This is a genomic window from Streptomyces sp. NPDC012794 (genome assembly GCF_042901085.1).
Taxonomy (GTDB): Bacteria; Actinomycetota; Actinomycetes; order Streptomycetales; family Streptomycetaceae; genus Streptomyces.
Genome location: NZ_JBIBCI010000017.1, coordinates 41,347 through 61,121, shown reverse-complemented (window position 1 = coordinate 61,121; position 19,775 = coordinate 41,347). Strand labels below are relative to the sequence as shown.

Annotated in this window: 17 protein-coding genes; 9 read left to right on the top strand and 8 right to left on the bottom strand. The window is 73.0% G+C overall.

All coding sequences use genetic code 11. From position 1 onward, the window contains the following. Positions 1–300: 300 nt before the first annotated feature. From ACFY7H_RS26800 to ACFY7H_RS26780, 5 genes are all read left to right on the top strand, one after another. The gene (locus tag ACFY7H_RS26800) at positions 301–927 is read left to right on the top strand and encodes a hypothetical protein (protein WP_388942727.1); all 627 of its coding nucleotides are present in this window, start codon (positions 301–303) and stop codon (positions 925–927) included. Further along, entirely contained in the window at positions 924–2,141 is a 1,218-nt protein-coding gene (locus tag ACFY7H_RS26795) for an MAB_1171c family putative transporter (RefSeq protein WP_388942724.1), read from the top strand. The genes ACFY7H_RS26800 and ACFY7H_RS26795 overlap by 4 nt, the downstream gene beginning before the upstream one ends. Beyond that, on the top strand, positions 2,138–3,061 hold the full coding sequence (locus ACFY7H_RS26790; protein ID WP_388942721.1) for a DNA-binding protein: 924 nt from the start codon (positions 2,138–2,140) through the stop codon (positions 3,059–3,061). Before ACFY7H_RS26795 ends, ACFY7H_RS26790 begins: the two co-directional genes overlap by 4 nt. A gap of 99 nt (positions 3,062–3,160) precedes the next feature. Then, complete coding sequence (locus tag ACFY7H_RS26785; protein WP_388942719.1) at positions 3,161–3,640, top strand: DUF3574 domain-containing protein; 480 nt, start codon at positions 3,161–3,163, stop codon at positions 3,638–3,640. 338 nt (positions 3,641–3,978) lie between these two features. Next, on the top strand, positions 3,979–6,057 hold the full coding sequence (locus tag ACFY7H_RS26780) for a SpoIIE family protein phosphatase (RefSeq protein WP_388942716.1): 2,079 nt from the start codon (positions 3,979–3,981) through the stop codon (positions 6,055–6,057). Between the two features lie 19 nt (positions 6,058–6,076). On the opposite strand, the gene ACFY7H_RS26775 is transcribed toward ACFY7H_RS26780, so the two are convergent. Further along, on the bottom strand, positions 6,077–8,878 hold the full coding sequence (locus ACFY7H_RS26775) for a SpoIIE family protein phosphatase (protein WP_388942714.1): 2,802 nt from the start codon (positions 8,876–8,878) through the stop codon (positions 6,077–6,079). Next, entirely contained in the window at positions 8,875–9,861 is a 987-nt protein-coding gene (locus ACFY7H_RS26770) for a GlxA family transcriptional regulator (protein WP_388942711.1), read from the bottom strand. The genes ACFY7H_RS26775 and ACFY7H_RS26770 overlap by 4 nt, the downstream gene beginning before the upstream one ends. Before the next feature lie 113 nt (positions 9,862–9,974). On the opposite strand from ACFY7H_RS26770, the gene ACFY7H_RS26765 reads away from it, so the two are divergent. Then, positions 9,975–10,577, top strand: coding sequence for a cysteine hydrolase family protein (locus ACFY7H_RS26765; RefSeq protein WP_388942708.1), 603 nt, complete (start codon positions 9,975–9,977; stop codon positions 10,575–10,577). Positions 10,578–10,677: 100 nt separating this feature from the next. On the opposite strand, the gene ACFY7H_RS26760 is transcribed toward ACFY7H_RS26765, so the two are convergent. Continuing rightward, entirely contained in the window at positions 10,678–11,826 is a 1,149-nt protein-coding gene (locus ACFY7H_RS26760; protein WP_388942704.1) for a glycerate kinase, read from the bottom strand. A 142-nt stretch (positions 11,827–11,968) separates the two neighbouring features. Here ACFY7H_RS26760 and ACFY7H_RS26755 point away from each other — a divergent pair, with 142 nt between their 5' ends. The 3 genes from ACFY7H_RS26755 to ACFY7H_RS26745 all read left to right on the top strand — a co-directional run bounded on the left by ACFY7H_RS26755 (position 11,969) and on the right by ACFY7H_RS26745 (position 14,726). After that, on the top strand, positions 11,969–13,684 hold the full coding sequence (locus tag ACFY7H_RS26755; RefSeq protein ID WP_388942701.1) for a BCCT family transporter: 1,716 nt from the start codon (positions 11,969–11,971) through the stop codon (positions 13,682–13,684). A gap of 69 nt (positions 13,685–13,753) precedes the next feature. Beyond that, positions 13,754–14,254: an NUDIX domain-containing protein gene (locus ACFY7H_RS26750; protein ID WP_388942699.1), complete on the top strand. Its 501-nt coding sequence runs from the start codon at positions 13,754–13,756 to the stop codon at positions 14,252–14,254. A gap of 43 nt (positions 14,255–14,297) precedes the next feature. Next, entirely contained in the window at positions 14,298–14,726 is a 429-nt protein-coding gene (locus ACFY7H_RS26745) for a hypothetical protein (RefSeq protein ID WP_388942696.1), read from the top strand. Here the strand turns inward: ACFY7H_RS26745 and ACFY7H_RS26740 are convergent. The 5 genes from ACFY7H_RS26740 to ACFY7H_RS26720 form a co-directional block, all read right to left on the bottom strand. Next, positions 14,669–15,232 (bottom strand): methylated-DNA--[protein]-cysteine S-methyltransferase, encoded by a 564-nt coding sequence (locus tag ACFY7H_RS26740; protein WP_388942693.1) that lies wholly within the window; start codon positions 15,230–15,232, stop codon positions 14,669–14,671. The two genes, ACFY7H_RS26745 and ACFY7H_RS26740, sit on opposite strands and share 58 nt — an antisense overlap. Beyond that, the gene (locus ACFY7H_RS26735; protein ID WP_388942690.1) at positions 15,229–16,719 is read right to left on the bottom strand and encodes an AlkA N-terminal domain-containing protein; all 1,491 of its coding nucleotides are present in this window, start codon (positions 16,717–16,719) and stop codon (positions 15,229–15,231) included. The genes ACFY7H_RS26740 and ACFY7H_RS26735 overlap by 4 nt, the downstream gene beginning before the upstream one ends. A gap of 158 nt (positions 16,720–16,877) precedes the next feature. Beyond that, positions 16,878–17,738: a CDP-diacylglycerol--serine O-phosphatidyltransferase gene (gene pssA, locus ACFY7H_RS26730; RefSeq protein ID WP_185911220.1), complete on the bottom strand. Its 861-nt coding sequence runs from the start codon at positions 17,736–17,738 to the stop codon at positions 16,878–16,880. Next, the gene (locus ACFY7H_RS26725; RefSeq protein WP_388942687.1) at positions 17,725–18,381 is read right to left on the bottom strand and encodes a phosphatidylserine decarboxylase; all 657 of its coding nucleotides are present in this window, start codon (positions 18,379–18,381) and stop codon (positions 17,725–17,727) included. Before ACFY7H_RS26725 ends, pssA begins: the two co-directional genes overlap by 14 nt. Before the next feature lie 186 nt (positions 18,382–18,567). Continuing rightward, complete coding sequence (locus ACFY7H_RS26720; protein ID WP_388942684.1) at positions 18,568–19,773, bottom strand: acyl-CoA dehydrogenase family protein; 1,206 nt, start codon at positions 19,771–19,773, stop codon at positions 18,568–18,570. Between the last annotated feature and the right edge of the window lie 2 nt (positions 19,774–19,775).

The window sequence follows — 19,775 nt, the reverse complement described above, 5'->3', positions numbered from 1 at the left end:
GTGCCATGAGCCATCCGCCGTCGCCGATGGCTCCCGTGGTCCGCGAGGACGGCCGGGGGCCTGGCCAGAGCCTGGACAAGGGTCACGCGGGCCCCGGGACGTCTCCCGAGGGAGGTGCGGCTCTTTCCGGTATTCCGGTGTATCACCGATTTTCCTCCGCGTCATCCCATAGTCAAGGGGAATGGGCGGATGAAATCCAGGAGCGAATGGCCGGATAGAACTGCCCTTGCGCAGGGCTGAGTTGGGGTGTGGCATCATGGCCGCATTGTCCGACCGCTGGGTTCGCCGGAGGACTGAGGGATGAAGTTACCTGGCTCCGCGTTACCGGCGTCGGAGGACAGGCGGCTCAGGCGCCGTCTCAAGAAGGTCCGCCAGACCTGCGAGGGACTGCTCGCGCAGTGGGGCATGGAGCACGGATGCGGCATCGACGAACTCCACGCATATCTCAGCGAGCAGCGCGGACGCCCCATCCATTTGATTCCGACGGCCTTCCCCGAGCGGCATCTCTTCGGCGTATGGCTGAAAACCGATGACTTCGACATCATCGCCTTCGAGAAGGCCGCTTCGGCGTCGCACAAGGAACACATCATTGCCCACGAGCTCGCCCACATCGCCTTCGACCACAACGGATCCGTCCAGCTCGATCAGCTCGGCGGCCCCGGCGGGTCACCGGAGGCCGCGGCGGCCGACGCCGACGGCTCCGGCGGGCTGTTCTCGGACGTCGACCCGGACGCCGTCCGCGGCGTACTGATGCGTTCCCGCTACAGCGACGACGAGGAGCAGGAGGCAGAGACCATGGCCTCGCTGATCCTCGCCCGCGCCACCAAGCGCTGGACCGAGCGCGCCTGGGGCGTGCCGGACGAGGCCGCCGAGATCGTGGCCCGGATCGAGAGCGGGCTCGGCAGGCCCGACCAGGGGCCCGCGTGATCTACACCGTCCTCGCGTGGGTCTGCGCCTTCGTGGGCCTCGCGGCCTTCGCCTACCGGCTCCCGGACCTGCTGCGCCGGAGGAACGACATCGCCCTGTGGGCGCTGTGCACCTACTTCCTGTGCTCCGGGATCAGCTTCCTCGTCGACCTGGACCAGCTCAGGCTGCACATTTCCGCCTTCTTCGGCCTGCCCAACATCACCTCCCTGATCACCCAGGCCGCCGTGGTGGTGCTGACCGCCGCGCAGCAGGTCGTCCTCGTGTACTGGTCCTCGCCGCCCGCCGAGGCCCGGCGCATGGCACGCCACCGCGTCCTGTTCTTCGGAGCGGCCCTCGCGGTCCTGGTCGTCAGCTCCTTCGCCGTCGGTCCGGTGGCGCACTCGGAGACGGCCACCTCCACGATCCTGCTCAGCATCCAGCACGGCAGCTACGCCCTCTACATGTCCTTCTACCTGCTGATCTGCGCCGTGGGCCAGTTCGAGACGGTGCGGCTGTCGCTGCGCTTCACGACGATGGCCAACCGGCAGTGGCTCAAGGTCGGCATGCGCACCGTCACCGTCGGCGCCAGCATGATCCTCGTCTACTGCGTCACCCGCGGCATCCAGATCGCCGGAACCCGCCTGGACTACGACGCGGCCGTGCTCGACCCCATCCAGTGGACCTGCGGCAGCGTCGGCGCCCTCCTCCAGATCGCCGGCTGGACCATCCCCTCCTGGGGGATCCGCATCACCCGCGCCCGTGGCTGGGCCCGCAGCTACCGCTCCTACCGGCGGCTGCGGCCCCTGTGGTGGGCGCTGTACGAGGCCACGCCCGACATCGCGCTGGACCCGCCGCGCTCCTGGCTGCGCGACCTGGTGCCGCCCCGGGACCCGCACTACCGCCTCTACCGGCGCGTCATCGAGATACGCGACGGCCAGCTGATCCTGCGCACCTCCCTCTCCCTGGAGGACTTCGTCCGCGTGGCCCGCTCCCTGGACCTCCCCGAGGACCCCACCTCCCCCCTGGGCGAGGCGCTCCAGGTACGCGCCGTCCTCAGCCGCCCGGCCGAGGAGCGGGCGGAGCGCGCCGAGCGGGCCGACACCTCCGACATCCCCGTACGGCCCCCGTACGAGGACTTCCGCGACGAGGTGGACTGGCTCAGCAAGGTGGCCTCCTCCTTCGACGACCTCGGCCGGAGCGTCGTCGGCGGGGTCGACGCCGGCCTGCTGTCATGACGGCGCCGGCCGGCCCGCCGGGCGGCGCCGAGGCCCGTGACGCGGCGGTCCGGCTCGCCGTACGCACCATCGGCCGCCTCGTGGCCCTGGACACCGAGCGCGGCGCGACGGCCGCCCTGCCCGCCGTACGCGAGGCCGTGCGGCGGATCCCGGAACTGGCGGCCGACCCCCCGGCCCTGCGCGCGTACGACCCGGACCGGCTCGCGGCCCTCGCCGAGCTGAGCGAGGTCATCGGCTGGATCCTCTTCGACGCGGGCCGCTACCGGCAGGCCGGCCGCATGAACGCCCGGGCACTGGCCCTGGCGGAGCTCTGCGGCGACCGCTGGACGGCCCGGCTGGTCCTGCTGAACCACAGCATGCTCACCGCACACACCGGACGGCCGCGCGCCGCTCTGGAGGCCGCGGCCCGGGTGGGCGGGCCACGGCCGCTCCCCGCGAGGGTCGCGAGCCTCGTCCTGATCCGGCAGGCCCACGCGACGGCCCTGCTCGGCGGCCGGAGGGAGCCGCTGGAGCTGGTGTCCCGCGCCCGCAGCAGGTTCCTCGACGGCGTCTCCCGCCGGGATCCGCACTGGGCCTGGTGGATCGACGAGACCGAACTGCTGGGCCACGAGGGCTGGGTGCAGGCCAGGCTGCGCCGCTGGGACCGGGCCGTCCCGCTGCTGCACCGGGCGGCCACCGCCCCGGGCCCCTCCTACCGGCACCTGTTCACGGCGCAGCTGCTCGCGGCCCTCGCGGGCGCCGGGGCCTGGCGCGAGGCGGAGGAGCTGATCGCACGGGTCGCTCCGGGCGCCGCCGCCATCGGGTCGGTACGGACCACCGAGAGCCTCGGCGGGACGGCGCGCGCCCTCCGCCGTGACGCGGGCGTTCCGGCGCGGCTGCGGGACGCGGCGGCCTTCCTCCAGGAATCGCTGCCCGCATAGGACCCCGCAGGACCGGCAGCCGGACCGCCCGTCGGGCGGGGCCGCGGACCAGCAGGTGCGCGGATCACCGGACAACACACGGACAGACAGGACGACCCCATGCGCCCCTTAAGGATCTCCACGCCCGCCGCCGGCCTGCTGGCGGCGGCCGCGCTCCTCTTCGCCTTCGGCGGACCGGTCTCACAGGCCTCCCTCGGCACCAGCACCGCCTCGGCGGCGTCGGCGGAGGCGGACGCCGCCGCGACGGGGAGTGCGTACATCTCGACGCACCTCTACTTCGGCACGGGCAGGCACAACGGGCACCCGCCCATCACCGAGGAGCAGTTCAACCGGTTCATCGCCGACGTGGTCACGCCGCGCTTTCCTTCAGGGCTGACCCTCCAGGAGGGCCGCGGCCAGTGGCGTGACAAGGAAGGCGACATCAACCAGGAGAGATCGTACGAGCTGACGGTCATGTACCCGGTGCGCGAGGCCCACGCCCGGAACGCCGACATCGAGTACATCCGCAACCTCTACTGCACGATGTGGGAGCTGGAGTCGGTCGGCCGGGCCGATGTCCGGGCGGCGGTCGATTTCTGACGGACGCCGGTCCAGGGCCGTCGGAGGACGACCGCCGTTCTGGCGGACGGCCCCGGTCCGCGCACCCGCGGACCGGGGCCGTCCGCTGCCCCGCGCCGTGCCGCCCGTCGGCGGTGCACCGGCCGCTTCCCGCGGCCCGGAAAGCCGGGTACGGTGATCGCCACGACGGGCCGACCCGTGTGCCGGCCGCGGCGCCGGCCGACCGGCCGACCGGCCGCGGCGCCGAACGCCGCCCGCCGCCCGCACCGGGTGCCGGTCGCTCGACGCAGAGCCCCGCGCCGGGCCCTCGGATAGGGTGAACCGGTACGAATCAGGCCCCCCGGGGTGAGGTCGGTGCATTGGACACTTACCAGTCGACGAGCAAGGTGCCCGATCCGCCGGCGGCGGCGGTCGGGTACGCCGGCGTACTGCGCGAACTGCTCCCGATCGCCCTGTGGCGTGAGGACGCGGACGGCCGCGTCGTGGAGTGGTCCCTGGCCGCCCAGGACCTGCTGGGCCACCGCCCCGAGGACATCCTCGGCCGCCCCGGCACCGCCGTGCTCGTCCCCGAGGCCAACCGCGAGCTCGCCGACGACCTGACCCGCCGGGTCCAGGCCGGCGAAACCGTCGTCGGCACCCTGCCCGTGCGCCACCGCGACGGCCACCGGGTGGCGATGGAGATGTGGATCGTGCCCGCCGCCGACCCCCAGGGCCGTACGGGCGCCATGCTCATCGCCGTCGAGACCTCCGAGGTCCTGCGCATGCGGGACTCCCTCGCCGCCCTCCAGAGCCTCTTCACCCAGTCACCCATCGGCCTCGCCACCCTCGGCCCCGACCTGCGCTTCCTCCGCGTCAACGACGCCCTCGCCCGGATGAACGGCGTCCCCGCCTCCGAGCACCTCGGCAAACGCCTCACCGAGGTCGTACCCGGCGTCAACGCCACCGCCCTGGAGGCCACGATGCGCCAGGTGCTCGAACGGGGCACCGCCGTCGTCGACGTCCGCCGCACCGGCCGCACCCCCGCCGACCCCGACCAGGACCGCACCTGGTCCTGCTCCTACGCCCCCCTGCTCGACGGCGGCGGCCGCCCCCTCGGCCTGATCGCCTCCCTGATCGACATCACCGAGGGCCAGCGGGCCCAGCAGGAGGCCGAGCGGGCCCGGGCCCGCTTCGCCCTGCTCGCCGAGGCCGGCACACGTATCGGGACCACCCTCGACCTGCGCCAGACCGCCCAGGAGATCGCCGACCTGCTGGTCCCGCAGCTCGCGGACTCGGCCGACGTACAGCTCCTCGAGGCCGTGCTCGACCCCGACGAGAGCGCCGTCGCCGCCGCCTCCACCCACGGGCTGCTGCGCAGGCTCGCCGCCGCCTTCCCCGACCCCTCGGCCCCCACCTCCCGCCTCGCACCGGGCCAGACCTTCCGCATCCCCGCCGGGACCGTGTACGAGCGCGTCATCGCCGACGGCGTGCCCATGAACCTGTACGTCTCCGACATCCCCGCCCTGATCACCGACCCGCGCGCGGACGCCCTGCGCGACTACCTGGCCACTCTCGGATCGGCCCGCATGGTGCCCCTGGTCGCGCGCGGCAAGGTGCTCGGGGCGGTCGCCGTGACCCGGCTGCGCTCCCGCGAGCCCTTCGACGCGCAGGACTGCGTACTCATCGACGAACTCGTCGCCCGGGCCGCCCTCAACATCGACAACGCCCGGATGTACACCAGCCAGCGCCAGGCCGCCCTCACCCTCCAGCGCAGCCTCACCAACAGCGCCCTGCCCGACGTGCCCGGCCTGGAACTCACCGGGCGCTACCTGCCCGCCAGCGAACACGACGTCGGCGGCGACTGGTACGACGTCATCCAGCTGCCCCGCGGCCGCACCGGACTCGTCATCGGCGACGTCATGGGCCACGGCATCCACGCGGCCGCCGTCATGGGCCAGCTGCGCACCGCCGTGCGCACCCTCGCCCGCCACGACGTACCGCCCGCCCAGCTGCTGCGCTCCCTCGACGCGGTCGTGGCCGACCTCGGCGAGGACGTGATGGCGACCTGCGTCTACGCCGTCCACGACCCGGCCGGGGGAGGCTGCGTCATCGCGCGCGCCGGCCACCCGCCGCCCGCCGTGGCCGGCCCCGACGGGCGGGTCGCCTTCCTCCAGGGCCCGCCCAACACTCCGCTGGGCACCGGCGGGCGGGACTTCCGCACCGAGGAGGTCCCGCTGCCCCCCGGCAGCCTGCTCGCCCTCTACACCGACGGGCTGATCGAGTGCCGTGACCGGGACCTCGACGAGGGGATGGACCGCCTCGCCGGGGTCCTGAGCGGGGCGGGCCGGCCGCTGGAGGAACTGTGCGACGGCATCCTGGCGCGGCTGCTGCCCGCCGCCCCGCAGGACGACGTGGCCGTACTGCTGGCCCGCACGGCCCGCACCGCCCCCGCCGGGTGACGGCCCGCCGGGGCCGGGCTCACCAGCCCAGGTCCTCCAGGGCGTCCATGTCCAAGCCCAGTGGCAGCGGGGCCTCACCGCCCGACGGTGACAGCTCCGCCCAGATGACCTTGCCGCGCTCCGTGTAGCGGGTGCCCCACCGTTCGGCGTACTGGGCCACCAGGAACAGGCCCCGGCCCCCTTCGTCGGTGGTGGCCGCGTACCGCAGGTGCGGCGAGGTGCTGCTGCCGTCGGCGACCTCGCAGATCAGGTTCCGGTCGCGCAGCAGGCGGACCCGGATCGGTTCGTTGGCGTACCGGATGGCGTTGGTGATCAGCTCGCTGAGGATCAGCTCGGCCGTGAAGGACGCCTCGTCCAGCCCCCAGTCCCGCAGCTGGGCGGCGGCCTCCCGGCGCACCCGCGAGACGGCCGCCGGATCGTCGGGCACGTCCCACTCGGCGATCCGGTCCGCCTCCAGCCGCCGGGCGTCGGCCACCAGCAGTGCGATGTCGTCGCTCGGCGCCGGGAAGAGCATCGCCGCCAGCACGTCCGCGCAGGCCTCCTCGGGGCTGCGGCCGCGCCGCGACAGGGTCTCGCGCAGCAGCGTCAGCCCGCTGTCGAAGTCCCGGCCGCGGTCCTCCACCAGCCCGTCCGTGAACAGCACCAGCCGGCTCCCCTCGGGCAGCACCAGCCCCGCCGTCTCGAAGGGCATGCCGCCCACCCCGAGCGGGAGCCCGGTGGGCAGCTCGGGGAACTCCACCCGCCCGTCGGGGTACACGAGGGCGGGCCCCGGGTGGCCGGCGCTGGCCATCGTGCACTGCCCCGACACCGGATCGTAGACGGCGTACAGGCAGGTGGCGCCCGTGATCCCGGCGGGCGGCTCCTCCGTCCCCCCGGCGAGGCCCGAGCCCCCGGCGTCGCCCTCGGCGGGCCCGCCGTCCTCCAGCTGGTCGATCCGGTCGGTCAGCTCGTCCAGATGGCCCAGCAGTTCGTCGGGCGGCATGTCCAGCGTGGAGAAGTTGTGCACGGCGGTCCGCAGCCGGCCCATCGTCGCCGCCGCGTGCACCCCGTGGCCGACCACGTCACCCACCACCAGCGCCACCCGCGCCCCCGGCAGCGGGATCACGTCGAACCAGTCCCCGCCCACCCCCGCCTTCGCCGGCAGGTACCGGAAGGCCGTGTCCACCGCGCTCAGCTCCGGCAGCACCCGGGGCAGCAGGCTCCGCTGGAGGGCCACCGCCGTCGCGTGCTCGCGGGTGAACCGGCGGGCGTTGTCGACGGAGACCGCCGCGCGCGCCCCCAGCTCCTCCGCGAAGGACAGATCTTCCTCGTCGAAGGCCTCCGGGGTGTCCGCCGCCCGCCAGAAGTTGGCCATGCCCAGGACCACGCCCCGCGCCTGGAGCGGTACGGAGATCAGCGAGTGGAGCCCGTAGTCCAGGGCCTGCCTCGTCCCCGCCTCGTCCTGGGCCCGCCAGCCCATCGCCGCGTTCAGGTCGGCGGCCAGCACCGCGTGCCCGTCGGCCAGGGCCGCCGCCATCGGGGCCGTCGGCACCTCGAAGCGGATGATGTCCCCGACCGGCTGGAGCGGCTGGTCGGTGCGCGTACCGCTCATCGCCGCCCGGCGCATCTCCGTGTGCTCCCCCGCCGCCGGCGAGGGCTCGTCCCCGCGCAGCACCGGCTCCAGCAGCTCGACGGTGACGAAGTCCGCGAAACGCGGGACGGCCACCTCCGACAGCTCCTCGGCCGTCCGCACCACGTCCAGGGTGGTGCCGATCCGCACCCCCGCCTCGTACAGCATCTGGAGCCGCTCCCGGGCGACCTCGGCGCGCCCGGACAGTGCCGCGAGCTCGGTGGTGTCGCGCAGGGTGGTGACGCTGCCCGACGGCCGTCCGGCGAAGGGCTCCGTCGGGCGTACGTTGACGGCGAGCAGCCGGTCTCCCGCCAGGTGGACCTCGTCGGTGGCGACCCGCCCCGACAGCAGCAGCTCGGTGGTGCGGGGGTCCAGGCCGAGGTCGCCGACGTGCCGCTGCTCGGCATCGGGCGGCAGGTTCAGCAGCCGCCGGGCCTCGTCGTTGGCCAGCAGCAGCCGGTGATCGGCGCCGACGATCAGCACGCCCTCGCGCACGGCGTGCAGGACCGCCTCGTGGTGCTCGTTCATCCGGGCCATCTCCACGGCGCCCAGGCCGCGGGTCTGGCGCCGCAGCCGCCGGCTGACCAGGGCGGCGCCGCCGGTGCCCAGCAGCAGGGCGCCCGCCGCGGCGCCGACGAGCAGCGGCAGCTGCCCCTCCACCGTCTCGCCGACGTTCTCCACCTCGATGCCGGTGGCGACCAGCCCCACGACGGTGCCCCGCGCGTCCCGTACGGGGACCACCGCGCGGACCGCGTCACTGGGGTCGCCCTTGAACACCTCCGTGAAGGACTCCCCGGCCGCCGCGCGGGCGAGGTCTCCCGTGGCGCGCTGCCCGATCAGCTCGGGCCGGGAGTCCGTGTAGCGGACCCCGTCGGTGGTCATGACGGCGACGAAGTCCACCCCGGAGGCGCGGCGGGCGCCGTCGGCGAGCGGCTGCAGCTCGGCGGTGGGGTCGGGGGACTTGAGGGCCGCGGGCAGGCCCGGGGCGTGGGCGAAGGCCTCGGCGGCGGCCAGCGAACGGTCGCGGGCGCCCCGCTGGCTGTCGTAGCGCGCCTGGAACACCAGGGCCAGCGCCGCCGCGGTGATCAGTACCAGCACGATGACGGCGGTGACGGAGAACACCTGGCCGGCGATGCTGTTCCGGGCCAGCCAGAGGCGCGCGGGCAGGCTCGCCGGCCGCGTCTCCCTGTGCCGACCCGAACGTCCGGTCATGAGCCCTTTCTAACACTGTCGCCGCTCGCCGGAGCGGCGGCCGCGGCCGCCCGGTACGCGCGGGGGCTCAGACCGAAGGCCGCGCCGAAGTGCTGGCGGAAGGTGACCTCGCTGGCGAACCCGGCGCGCCGGGCCACTTCGGGCACCGGATGGTCGGTGCGCTCCAGGAGTTTGCGCGCCTCGTCCAGACGGCGGCTCAGCAGCCATTTGTGGGGTGTGGTGCCGGTGGCGGCGGTGAAGTGCCGGGCGAAGGAGCGCGGGGACATGCCCGCCCAGCGGGCCAGTGCGGCCACGTCCAGCGGCTCGTGCAGCCGGCGCAGGGCCTGCTCCCGTACGGCGGCCAGCGCCTCGGCGGTACGGTCCGCCGTTGGGGTGGGCCGGTCGAGGTACTGGGCGTGGTCCCCGGTCCGGAAGGGGCCGGTCACCATCGAGCGGGCGATGGCGGCGGCGGCCTCGGCGCCGTGGGCCTCGCGGACCAGGTGCAGGCACAGGTCGATCCCGGAGGCCACTCCGGCGGAGGTCCACAGCCCGTCGTCCTCCACGAAGAGCGGGGCCTCCTCGACCAGCACCGCCGGGTAGCGGGCCGCGAGCTGAGGGGCCAGCCACCAGTGCGTCACCGCCCGGCGGCCGTCCAGCAGCCCGGCCTCGGCGAGGACGAACGCCCCGGCGCAGAGCGCGGCCACCGGCACCCCGCGGGCGTGCGCGGCGCGCAGGGCGGCGAGGACGGGCTCGGGCGTCGGGTCGGCTGGTTCGGCCAGGGCCGGTACGACGATCAGGTCGGCGCGGCCGAGCCAGTCCAGGCCCCGGTCGGGCATCAGGGTGAGCCCGCCGGGCAGACGGATCGGCCGGTCGTCCAGGGCGCAGCGGCGCAGCTCGAAGGGGGGCACCCCGGAGCGGCTGCGGTCCGGCCCCCAGACCTCCGTGATGACGGCGAGGTCGAAGCTGCGGATCCCGGGCTGGGCGACGATGGCGACGCGCTGCATGCGGCCACTGTGCCAGAGCCGTCCGGAGAAGGACTGCCAATCTGGCAGGATCTCATCGTTTCCCGGCCCCGTCGCCCCTGGGGCCGGAGCGGCCGCGGGGACACGATGGAGCCATGACAGAGAACGCGATCGAGATCGCAGCCGACAGTGCCCTGCTCGTCATCGACGTCCAGAAGGGCTTCGACGACGCCTCCTTCTGGGGGCCGCGCGACAACCCGGACGCCGAGGAGAACATCGCCGCCCTCATGGACGCCTGGCGGGAGACCGGCCGTCCCGTGGTGCTGGTCCGGCACGCCTCGCGGCCCGGCTCGGTGCTGGCCCCGGACCGCCCGGGACACGCCTTCAAGGACTGCGTCGAGGACCGGCGCGGACAGGAGGCCCTGCTGGTCACCAAGACCGTCAACTCCGCCTTCTACGGCACCCCGGACCTGGCCGGGTGGCTCGACGCGAACGGTGTCCGCCAGCTGGTCGTGGCCGGGATCCAGACCAACATGTGCGTCGAGACGACGGCCCGGATGGCGGGGAACCTCGGCTACGAGGTGCTGGTCCCGCTGGACGCCACCCACACCTTCGACCTGGAGGGCCCGGACGGCCTGTCCCTCACCGCCGGCGAGCTGGCCGCCGCGACCGCGGTCAACCTCCAGGGCGGCGGCTTCGCCCGCGTGGTGACCACGGCCCGGCTGCTGGAGGCCGCCGCGGCCGTTCGGACCCCGTAGTGGCCTTCGCGCCCCCGCCCCGGGAGCGGAACGCCCGAGGCCCGGCACCCCCGGGCGGGGGTGCCGGGCCTCCTGGGTCCGGACGGGGTGCGGGAGGGGCTCAGAGCACGTCGGCGGCGATGTTCTCCGCGACCCGCTCCAGCAGGGGGCCGGCGTTGGGGATGGACTTCGCCGGGTCGGGCTCCAGGTCCGTCAGCGGGTACGCCTTGCGGATGCCCGCCGCCTCCAGCGCCTCCTGGTCCAGCAGCAGCCGACCGCAGACCGCCACCACCGGCTTGCCCGCGGCGCGCGCCGCGGCGGCGACCCCGGCCGGGGCCTTGCCGTGCAGGGTCTGCTCGTCGAGGGAGCCCTCGCCGGTGATGACCAGCGTGGCCCGCTCCAGCGCGGGGGCGAAGCCCAGCACCTCCAGCATCAGCTCGATGCCGGGCCGGAACGTCGCGCCGAGCAGCAGGGCTCCGTAGCCGATGCCGCCCGCGCCGCCCGCGCCCGGGAGCACCGCGCAGTCCGCGGCCTTCGCGCCGATCGACTTCTCCAGCACCACCGCGAAGTGCGCCAGCGCCGCGTCGAGCGTGGCCACGTCCTCGGGCGAAGCGCCCTTCTGCGGGCCGTACACCGCCGCGCAGCCCTTGGGGCCGGTCAGCGGGTTGTCCACGTCGCTGGCCAGGACGAAGTCCACCTCCGCGAAGCGGGGGTCGACACCGGAGAGGTCCGCCGACGCCAGGGACGCCAGCGCGCCACCGCCCGGGCCGACCGGTTCGCCGTTCGCGTCCAGGAACACGGCGCCCAGCGCGGCCAGCATGCCCGCGCCGCCGTCGGTGGTGGCGCTGCCGCCCACACCGAAGACGATGGAGCGCGCGCCCGCGTCCAGCGCGGCCTTCAGCAGCTCGCCGGAGCCGTACGTGGTCGCCGTCAGCGGGGCGAAGGTGCCCGCCGGCAGCAGTTGGAGCCCGGAGGCCTCCGCCATCTCGACCACGGCGGTGCCGTCGCGCAGCGCGAAAGCGGCCGTGACCTGCTCGCCGAGGGGTCCGGTGACCCGTACCTCCCGGCGTTCGAAACCGGCCGCGACGGCGGCCGCGACCGTACCGTCGCCGCCGTCCGCGACGGGGAGGGTCTCGACCTCCACGCCCGGGACGGCCCTGCGAAGGCCGGCCGTCACCCGCTCGGCGACCTGAACGGCCGTGAGCGAACCCTTGAATTTGTCCGCGGCGATGAGCACGCGCGCGGCCTCAGTTACTGCTCCGTCCGTCACCTTGCTATCCCTTGCTATCGAACAGTGCAGTCGCGCCACCATGAGCTTATCCGGAGGATCCTCCTATGCCCACGAGTGGCCTGGGCCACATGCGGCGCGCCATACAGGTAAATCGGGATATATGCCTGCATAGTGTGGCCGCATGAGCGCGGAATCACTGGAACAAGCAGCTCCGGACGCCCCCGCAGCGGGGCCCGGCGGCCCGGCGGACGGCTCCCCCGACCTCGGCGTCGTCACCGTCGGAGTGCTCGCCGTGCTCGCCGTCGTCGCTTGGGCGGCCCTCGGCAAGGACTCCTTCGACACCGCCTCCGGCACCGCGCTCGCCTGGGTGCTGAACAACTTCGCCTGGCTGTTCGTGATCGCCGCCGATGTCTTCCTCGTCATGTGCGTCGTCCTCGCCATCAGCCGCTTCGGCCGGATCCGGCTCGGCGCCGACGACTCCGAGCCGGAATTCGGCAACCTCGCGTGGATCGCGATGATGTTCAGCGCGGGCATGGGCATCGGCCTGATGTTCTACGGGGTGGGGGAGCCCCTCACCCACTACCTGAACCCGCCCCCCGCCAGCGGCGCCGCCCCCGGCACCGGCGCCGCCGCCCGCGCCGCCCTGGACTACTCCTTCTTCCACTGGACGCTCACCCCCTGGGCCATCTACGGCATCGCCGGCCTCGCCCTCGCCTACGCCACCTTCCGCAAGGGCCGCGGCAACCGCCTCAGCTCCGCCTTCGTCCCCCTCATCGGCGAGGCCAGGGCCAACGGCCGGCCCGGCCAGGCCATCGACCTGCTCGCCGTCTTCGCCACCGTCTTCGGCACCGCGACCAGCCTCGGCCTCGGCGCCCTCCAGGTCGCCAAGGGCCTCAACATCACCACTGGCATCCAGGACTCCACCGGCGTCGAGCTGATCGTCATCGCCTCGCTCTCGGCCGCCTACGTCCTGTCCGCCTTCTCCGGCCTGCACCGGGGCGTGAAATGGCTCAGCACCCTCAACATCGTGCTCGCCGCCGCCCTCATGCTCTTCGTCTTCGTGCTGGGCCCGACCGTCTACGTCCTCGACGTCATCCCGGCCGGCATCGGCAGCTACCTGCACGAACTGCTGCCCATGGCCTCCCGCACCGGCGCCTTCACCGACAGCGCCTGGCTCGGCGCGTGGACGATCTTCTACTGGGCCTGGTGGCTCTCCTGGGCCCCCTTCGTCGGCACCTTCATCGCCCGCATCTCCCGAGGCCGCACCATCCGGGAGTTCCTCGTCGGTGTCCTGCTCGTCCCGAGCGGAGCCACCGTCGTCTGGTTCTGCGTCATGGGCGGCACCGCCATCCGCCTCGACTCCACCGGCGCCGCGGACCTCGCCTCCAAGGTCAAGGAGGGCGCGGAGGCCTCCCTGTTCGCCATGCTCGACGCGCTTCCGCTCGGCACCCTCACCTCCTGGGTGGCCATGGCCCTGGTCATGACGTACTTCGTCACCAGCGCCGACTCCGCTTCCCTGGTCATGGGCTCCCTCACCAGCCGGGGCTCCCTGCACCCGCCGACCTGGCTCGTCGTCACCTGGGGCGTGCTGATGGCCGCCGTGGCCGCCGTACTGCTCGTCGCGGGCGGTCTGAAATCCCTGCAGACCGCGACCATCCTGGTCGCCCTGCCCTTCGTGATCGTCATGCTGCTGCTGTGCTGGGCCCTGCTGAAGGAACTGCGCGCGGACCCCGGCGCGGGACCGGCCCGCCACCCCGCCCTCCACGGACTGCGGAACGCCGTCAGGGCCATGGTCGGCGACGCCATCACCGAGCAGGGCCAGACCCGCCACCCCCGGCTGCGCCGCGTCGCCGAATCCCGCGGACGGGACCGCGAGGACGGCGGCGACACCCCTTAGACCCCCTGCGCGGACATCGGCGCGGGCCCGCCGGGGACGGCGGTTCCGGACGGCGGCTAGGGTGGCCGCGTGACCACCACGGATGACTTCGCCACCTACGTCGCGAGCCTGCCCCGGGTGCTGGCCGGCGCCGCCGCCCTCTACCGCGATGCCGACGGCCGCGTCCTGCTCGTCGAGCCCAACTACCGCGAGGGCTGGGCCCTGCCGGGCGGAACCATCGAGTCGGACCGGGGCGAGTCACCCCGGACGGCCGCCCGGCGCGAGAGCGCCGAGGAGATCGGCATCGACGTCCCGCTCGGCCGGCTCCTCGCCGTCGACTGGAGCCTGGGAGCCGGCCGCCCACCGCTGGTCGCCTACCTCTACGACGGCGGCGTGCTCGACGCCGGACAGCTCGCCTCCATCACCCTCCAGGAGGACGAGCTGCTCTCCTGGAAGCTCGTCGGACCCGACGAGCTCACCCATTACCTCCTCGGACCGCTCGGCCTGCGCGCCCAAGAGGCGTACCGCGTCCTGGAGTCGGGCGAGGGCACCGTGGAACTGGAGAACGGCCGACGGCCCGTCAACCGCTGAACCCCGCGCATCCGCACTCCTGCGACCAGGGCAGAATCAACAGATGATCACGATGTACGCCTGGCCGAGCACGGCCGACGGGCCCGACGCCCTTCCCATGGTCCACTTCACCACCGACGAGCAGTCGGGCGGCGAGGTCTCCGAAGAGGGAATGCCGGTCTGGCTGTTCGACACCGCGATACGCGAGGGCGGCTGGTCCTCCTTCGAGGACTTCGAGGGCTGGTCCGCGCCCGCCGAGGGCTGGCAGGCCTTCTACCGCCGCGAGGACGACGTCCTCGCCGTCACCGGCCCCGGCGCCTGCGAGGGCTGGTACCAGGGCCGGCTCGGCGCCGACGACGACTGGATCAAGGCGGCCGCCACCCAGAACAGCGTGGTCCTGCTCGCCGCCCCCGTCCAGCACCCGTCCCTCTACGCCTACGCCGTCGAAGCCGGCGCCGGCTTTGCGCTGCTCGTCCCGCTGGTGGTGATCTGACCCAGGGCCGCCGCGCCGCTCTCGAACTCCAGCAGCCGCACCTTGCGTTCGATGCCACCGCCGTACCCGGTCATCGAGCCCGAGGCCCCGATCACCCGGTGGCAGGGGACGATGATCCCGACCGGGTTCTTGCCGTTGGCCAGGCCGACCGCGCGCGAGGCGTTCGGCTTGCCGAGCTCCGCCGCGAGCCGCCCGTACGACCACGTCTGCCCGTACGGGATCCGTACGAGCTGCTCCCAGACGCTGCGCTGGAATTCGGTGCCCTCCAGCCGGACCGGCACGGTGAACTCGGTCAGCCCGCCGGCGAAGTACGCGGCGAGCTGCCGCACCACTTCGGGGAACGGCTCCTCGGCCGCCGAGACCCGCTCGCCGAAGGACTCCTCGGCCGGCCGGTGGCGCTGGCCGGTCATGTAGAGCCCGCTGAGGACCCCGTCCGTGGCGACCAGGGTGAGCGACCCGTAGGGGCTGTCCACGACGGTGTACTGCTTGCTGCCGGTGCTGCTCACGACTGTGCTCCTCGTTCGGGCATGCGGTTGATCGGGTGGGCGTCGGTGGCCCACAGGTACTGGACGGCGTACGCGCGCCAGGGCCGCCAGTGGCCCGCGCGGGCGGTCAGGGCGGCGGGCGTGGACGGCAGCCCCAGCCCCCGGGCCGCCCGGCGGACCCCCAGATCGGCGGGGAGGAAGGCGTCCGGGTCGCCCAGCGCCCGCATCGCGATGATCTCGGTGGTCCACGGCCCGAAGCCGGGCAGCGCGGACAGCCGCGCGCGGGCCGCCTCCCAGTCGCTGTCGATCCCGAGCGGCAGCGAACCGTCGGCCAGGGCGGCGACCAGGGTGGTGAGGGTGGTGCGGCGGCTGCGCGGCATCGACAGGGACTCCGGGTCGATGGCGGCCAGCGCCGCGGGGGACGGGAACAGGTGGGTCAGCCCGCCGTGCGGGTCCTCGACGGGCTCCCCGTACGCGGTCACCAGCCGGGCCGCGTGCGTACGCGCGGCCGCGGTGGACACCTGCTGCCCCAGGACCGCCCGTACCGCGAACTCCGCCGCGTCGACGGTACGGGGAACCCGGCGCCCGGGGCCCTGGTCCACGAGCGGGGCCAGCAGCGGATCGGTGCGGAGCTGACCGTCGACGGCCTCCGGGTCGGCGTCCAGGTCCAGCATCCACCGGCAGCGGCTGATGGCGATGGTCAGGTCCCGCAGGTCGGTCAGCGCGAGCCGGCAGCCGATGTGGTCGGGGCCGGGCGACAGCGCGACCACCCCGGAGCCGTACGGGAGCCTCAGCGTCCGCCGGTAGGCCCCGTCACGCCACTCCTCGACCCCGGGGACTGCGGTCGCGGCGAGGTGCCCGAAGAGGTTGTCGGGGTTGAGCGGGGCCCGGTACGGCAGGCGCAGGCTGATCGTCCCGGGGATCCGCGGCTCCCGCCGCCCCGCCCGCGCGGCACGCAGCCGCAGCTCGCCGGGGGTCAGCGCGAAGACCTCCCGTACGGTCTCGTTGAAGTTCCGGATGGAGGAGAAGCCGGCCGCGAAGGCGACGTCGCCCATCGGCAGCTCGGAGGTCTCGATGAGCAGCCGGGCGGTCTGGGCGCGCTGCGCCCGGGCCAGGGCCAGCGGCCCGGCCCCGAGCTCGGCGTTGAGCTGCCGTTCCACCTGCCGGGTCGAGTACCCGAGCCGCACGGCCAGGCCAGGGACCCCCTCGCGGTCGACCACCCCGTCCCGGATCAGACGCATGGCGCGGGCGACGGCGTCGGCGCGCGCGTTCCACTCGGGAGACCCCGGGCTGGTGTCGGGCCGGCACCGCTTGCAGGCCCGGTACCCGGCCTGCTGGCAGGCGGCGGCGCTGGGCAGGAAGCTCATGTTCTCGACCTTGGGCGGCACGGCCGGGCAGCTGGGCCGGCAGTAGATGCCGGTCGTCCGGACCGCGGTGAAGAACCACCCGTCGAACCGGGCGTCCTTCGACTGCACGGCCCTGACGCAGCGGTCGGTGTCGGTGTACATGGCTCCAGCATCCCGTCCGCCCCCGGCCGGGGCTGGCGGTTTTCCGACATCAAGACTAGCCCCCGGCGGGCTCCGCCGGGGCTCCCGAGCGGCCATGGACGCGGGAAGGCCCCGGGTCCATGGACCCGGGGCCTTCCCCGTACGACCGAGCGGCGGCGTTACGGCAGCTGCGCCGCCCGTGCCTCGCGCCGGTTGTGGCGGAACGTGTTCGCGCGACGGGTCGTCGCGAACAGCGGGATGGTCGCCGCGAGGGCGATCTGCAGGGCGCAGCCCGTCTGGAGGAGCAGCTGGCCGCCCGGGGCGTCGAACGCCCAGGCCGCCAGGAGGCCCATCGCCCCGACGATCCAGCTCAGCATCGCCGCCGCGAGGACACCCCGCGGCTTGGGGTACTCGACCCGGCTCACCATCAGCCACGCCACCCCGATGATCGCCAGCAGCGTCGGGACGAACGGGAGCTCCAGCAGCACGATGGAGACCACCGTCAGCGCGCCGAAGGGGCTCGGCATGCCCTGGAACATGCCGTCCTTCATCGTCACGCAGCTGAATCTCGCGAGCCTGAGGACGACCGCCAGCAGGACCACGATCGCCGCGAGCGCCGACATCTTCTGGTGCGCGTCGTCGGCGACCATGCCGTAGACCAGCACGAAATACGCGGGCGCCAGCCCGAAGCTGATCAGGTCGGAGAGGTTGTCCAGCTCCGCGCCCATCGGCGAGCTGCGCAGCTTGCGGGCGACGATGCCGTCGAAGAGGTCGAAGACCGCCGCGAGCAGCATCAGTATCACCGCGGTCGCCGCGCTGTGCCGGGCCATGCCCGACTCGCCGCTGCCGGTGAGGTGCGGGATGAGGATTCCGGTGGTGGTGAAGTACACCGCCATGAATCCGCACGTGGCGTTACCGAGGGTGAGGGTGTCCGCTATCGACAGCCGCAGCGAGAGCGGCATGTCGTCCTCGGCGGACTCCTCCTCCGCGGATTCGGGCACCCAGCCGGTGGCAGGAGTCTCGGGGTCAGTCACGGTCAATTCGGGTCACCCCCGCGGTGGTGGCCTGACCGACCTCGACCGCGACCTCGACGCCCTCCGGGAGGTAGATGTCGACGCGGGAGCCGAAGCGGATCAGACCGATGCGTTCGCCCTGCTCCACCTTGGTTCCGGCCGGCAGGTACGGGACGATGCGGCGTGCGACGGCGCCGGCGATCTGCACCATCTCGATGTCGCCGAGCTCGGTGTCGAAGTGCCAGACAACGCGCTCGTTGTTCTCGCTCTCCTTGTTGAACGCCGGGACGAACCCGCCGGGGATGTGCTCCACGGACGTCACCGTGCCCGCGAGGGGCGCGCGGTTGACGTGGACGTTCAGCGGGCTCATGAAGATCGCGACGCGGGTGCGCCCGTCCTTCCACGGCATGATGCTCTGCACCACACCGTCGGCGGGCGAGATGACACGGCCCTGGGCGATCTCGCGCTCGGGGTCGCGGAAGAACCACAGCATGCCCGCCGCGAGAGCGGTGACGGGCACGGCCGCCGCGGCCCAGCGTCCGGACTTGCGGGCCCGGGTGAGGCTGAGCGCCGCGGTGGCGACGGTCGGCAGAAGCCACGGCGATGCTCCGCGCGCGAGGCGTACGCCGGTAAGGCTGTCGCGGTGTGCAGAGGTTTGGCTGTGGGGCATGGATGACCTTCGTAGCGGGTGATTGCCGCGCCGCAAACGGGGGGACGGGACGGCGGCTTTACTGGAATGCTATCGGTTGCGCGCAACAACTGGGCAAGCCAGAAGCCGAGTCGATGGCCGTCGGCCAGTGACTGCTGGTGACTCTTCTGCGGTGGATCATCGGATGATCCACCGCAAAAGGGACATTCAGCCCTGGAGTCGGTACTCCTCGAGCAGGCGTCGCCCGATGATCATTTTCTGGATCTCGGCGGTTCCTTCACCGATCAGGAGCATCGGTGCTTCGCGGTAGAGGCGCTCGATCTCGTACTCCTTCGAGAACCCGTACCCGCCGTGGATACGGAAGGCGTCCTCGACGACCTCCTTGCAGTATTCGGAGGCGAGGTACTTCGCCATCCCGGCTTCGAGGTCGTTTCGTTCCCCGGAGTCCTTTTTGCGTGCCGCGTTCACCATCATGGCATGGGCGGCCTCGACCTTGGTAGCCATCTCGGCCAGCTTGAACTGGATGGCCTGGTGCTCGGCGATCGCCTTGCCGAAAGTGTGACGTTGCTGGGCATACGAGACACCCAGCTCAAAAGCACGCTGTGCGACGCCGCAGCCACGGGCGGCCACGTTGACCCGGCCGACCTCGACGCCGTCCATCATTTGGTAAAACCCTCGGCCCGTCCGGCCGCCGAGGACCCGATTGGCCGGAATGCGCAGTCCGTCCATGATGAGCTCGGTCGTGTCGACGCCCTTGTAGCCCATCTTGTCGATCTTGCCCGGGATGGTCAGGCCCGGACGGACCTCACCGAAGCCCGGCTCCTTCTCGACGAGGAAGGTGGTCATCGACTTGTGGGGCGCCGTGCCCTCGGGGTGTCCTTCGTCACTCCGGACCAGAACGGCCACGAGGGTCGAGGAGCCGCCGTTCGTCAGCCACATCTTCTGGCCGTTCAGGACGTACTCGTCGCCGTCCTTCACCGCCTTGGACGTGATGGCCGACACGTCCGAGCCCAGTCCGGGCTCCGACATCGAGAAGGCGCCGCGCACCTCGCCCAGGGCCATGCGCGGCAGGAAGTGGTCCTTCTGCTCCTGCGTGCCGTGCTGCTTGAGCATGTACGCGACGATGAAGTGGGTGTTGATGATGCCCGAGACGGACATCCAGCCCCGCGCTATCTCCTCGACGCACAGCGCGTAGGTGAGCAGCGACTCACCCAGGCCGCCGTACTCCTCGGGGATCATCAGGCCGAAGAGGCCGAGCTCCTTGAGGCCGTCGACGATCTGCTGCGGGTACTCGTCGCGGTGCTCCAGCTCGGTCGCGACCGGGATGATCTCCTTGTCGACGAACTCCCGGACGGTCTTGAGGATCTCCCGCTGGACGTCCGTGAGCCCGGCGGTCTGGGCGAGTCGTGCCATGG

Excerpts from the sequence above, each read along its gene's own strand:
- ACFY7H_RS26800 (WP_388942727.1), top strand. The coding sequence starts at position 301 with ATGAAGTTACCTGGCTCCGCGTTACCGGCGTCGGAGGACAGGCGGCTC.
- ACFY7H_RS26790 (WP_388942721.1), top strand. The coding sequence starts at position 2,138 with ATGACGGCGCCGGCCGGCCCGCCGGGCGGCGCCGAGGCCCGTGACGCG.
- ACFY7H_RS26785 (WP_388942719.1), top strand. The coding sequence starts at position 3,161 with ATGCGCCCCTTAAGGATCTCCACGCCCGCCGCCGGCCTGCTGGCGGCG.
- ACFY7H_RS26775 (WP_388942714.1), bottom strand. The coding sequence starts at position 8,878 with ATGACCGGACGTTCGGGTCGGCACAGGGAGACGCGGCCGGCGAGCCTG.
- ACFY7H_RS26770 (WP_388942711.1), bottom strand. The coding sequence starts at position 9,861 with ATGCAGCGCGTCGCCATCGTCGCCCAGCCCGGGATCCGCAGCTTCGAC.
- ACFY7H_RS26765 (WP_388942708.1), top strand. The coding sequence starts at position 9,975 with ATGACAGAGAACGCGATCGAGATCGCAGCCGACAGTGCCCTGCTCGTC.
- ACFY7H_RS26755 (WP_388942701.1), top strand. The coding sequence starts at position 11,969 with ATGAGCGCGGAATCACTGGAACAAGCAGCTCCGGACGCCCCCGCAGCG.
- ACFY7H_RS26745 (WP_388942696.1), top strand. The coding sequence starts at position 14,298 with ATGATCACGATGTACGCCTGGCCGAGCACGGCCGACGGGCCCGACGCC.
- ACFY7H_RS26735 (WP_388942690.1), bottom strand. The coding sequence starts at position 16,719 with ATGTACACCGACACCGACCGCTGCGTCAGGGCCGTGCAGTCGAAGGAC.
- ACFY7H_RS26725 (WP_388942687.1), bottom strand. The coding sequence starts at position 18,381 with ATGCCCCACAGCCAAACCTCTGCACACCGCGACAGCCTTACCGGCGTA.
- ACFY7H_RS26720 (WP_388942684.1), bottom strand. The coding sequence starts at position 19,773 with ATGGCACGACTCGCCCAGACCGCCGGGCTCACGGACGTCCAGCGGGAG.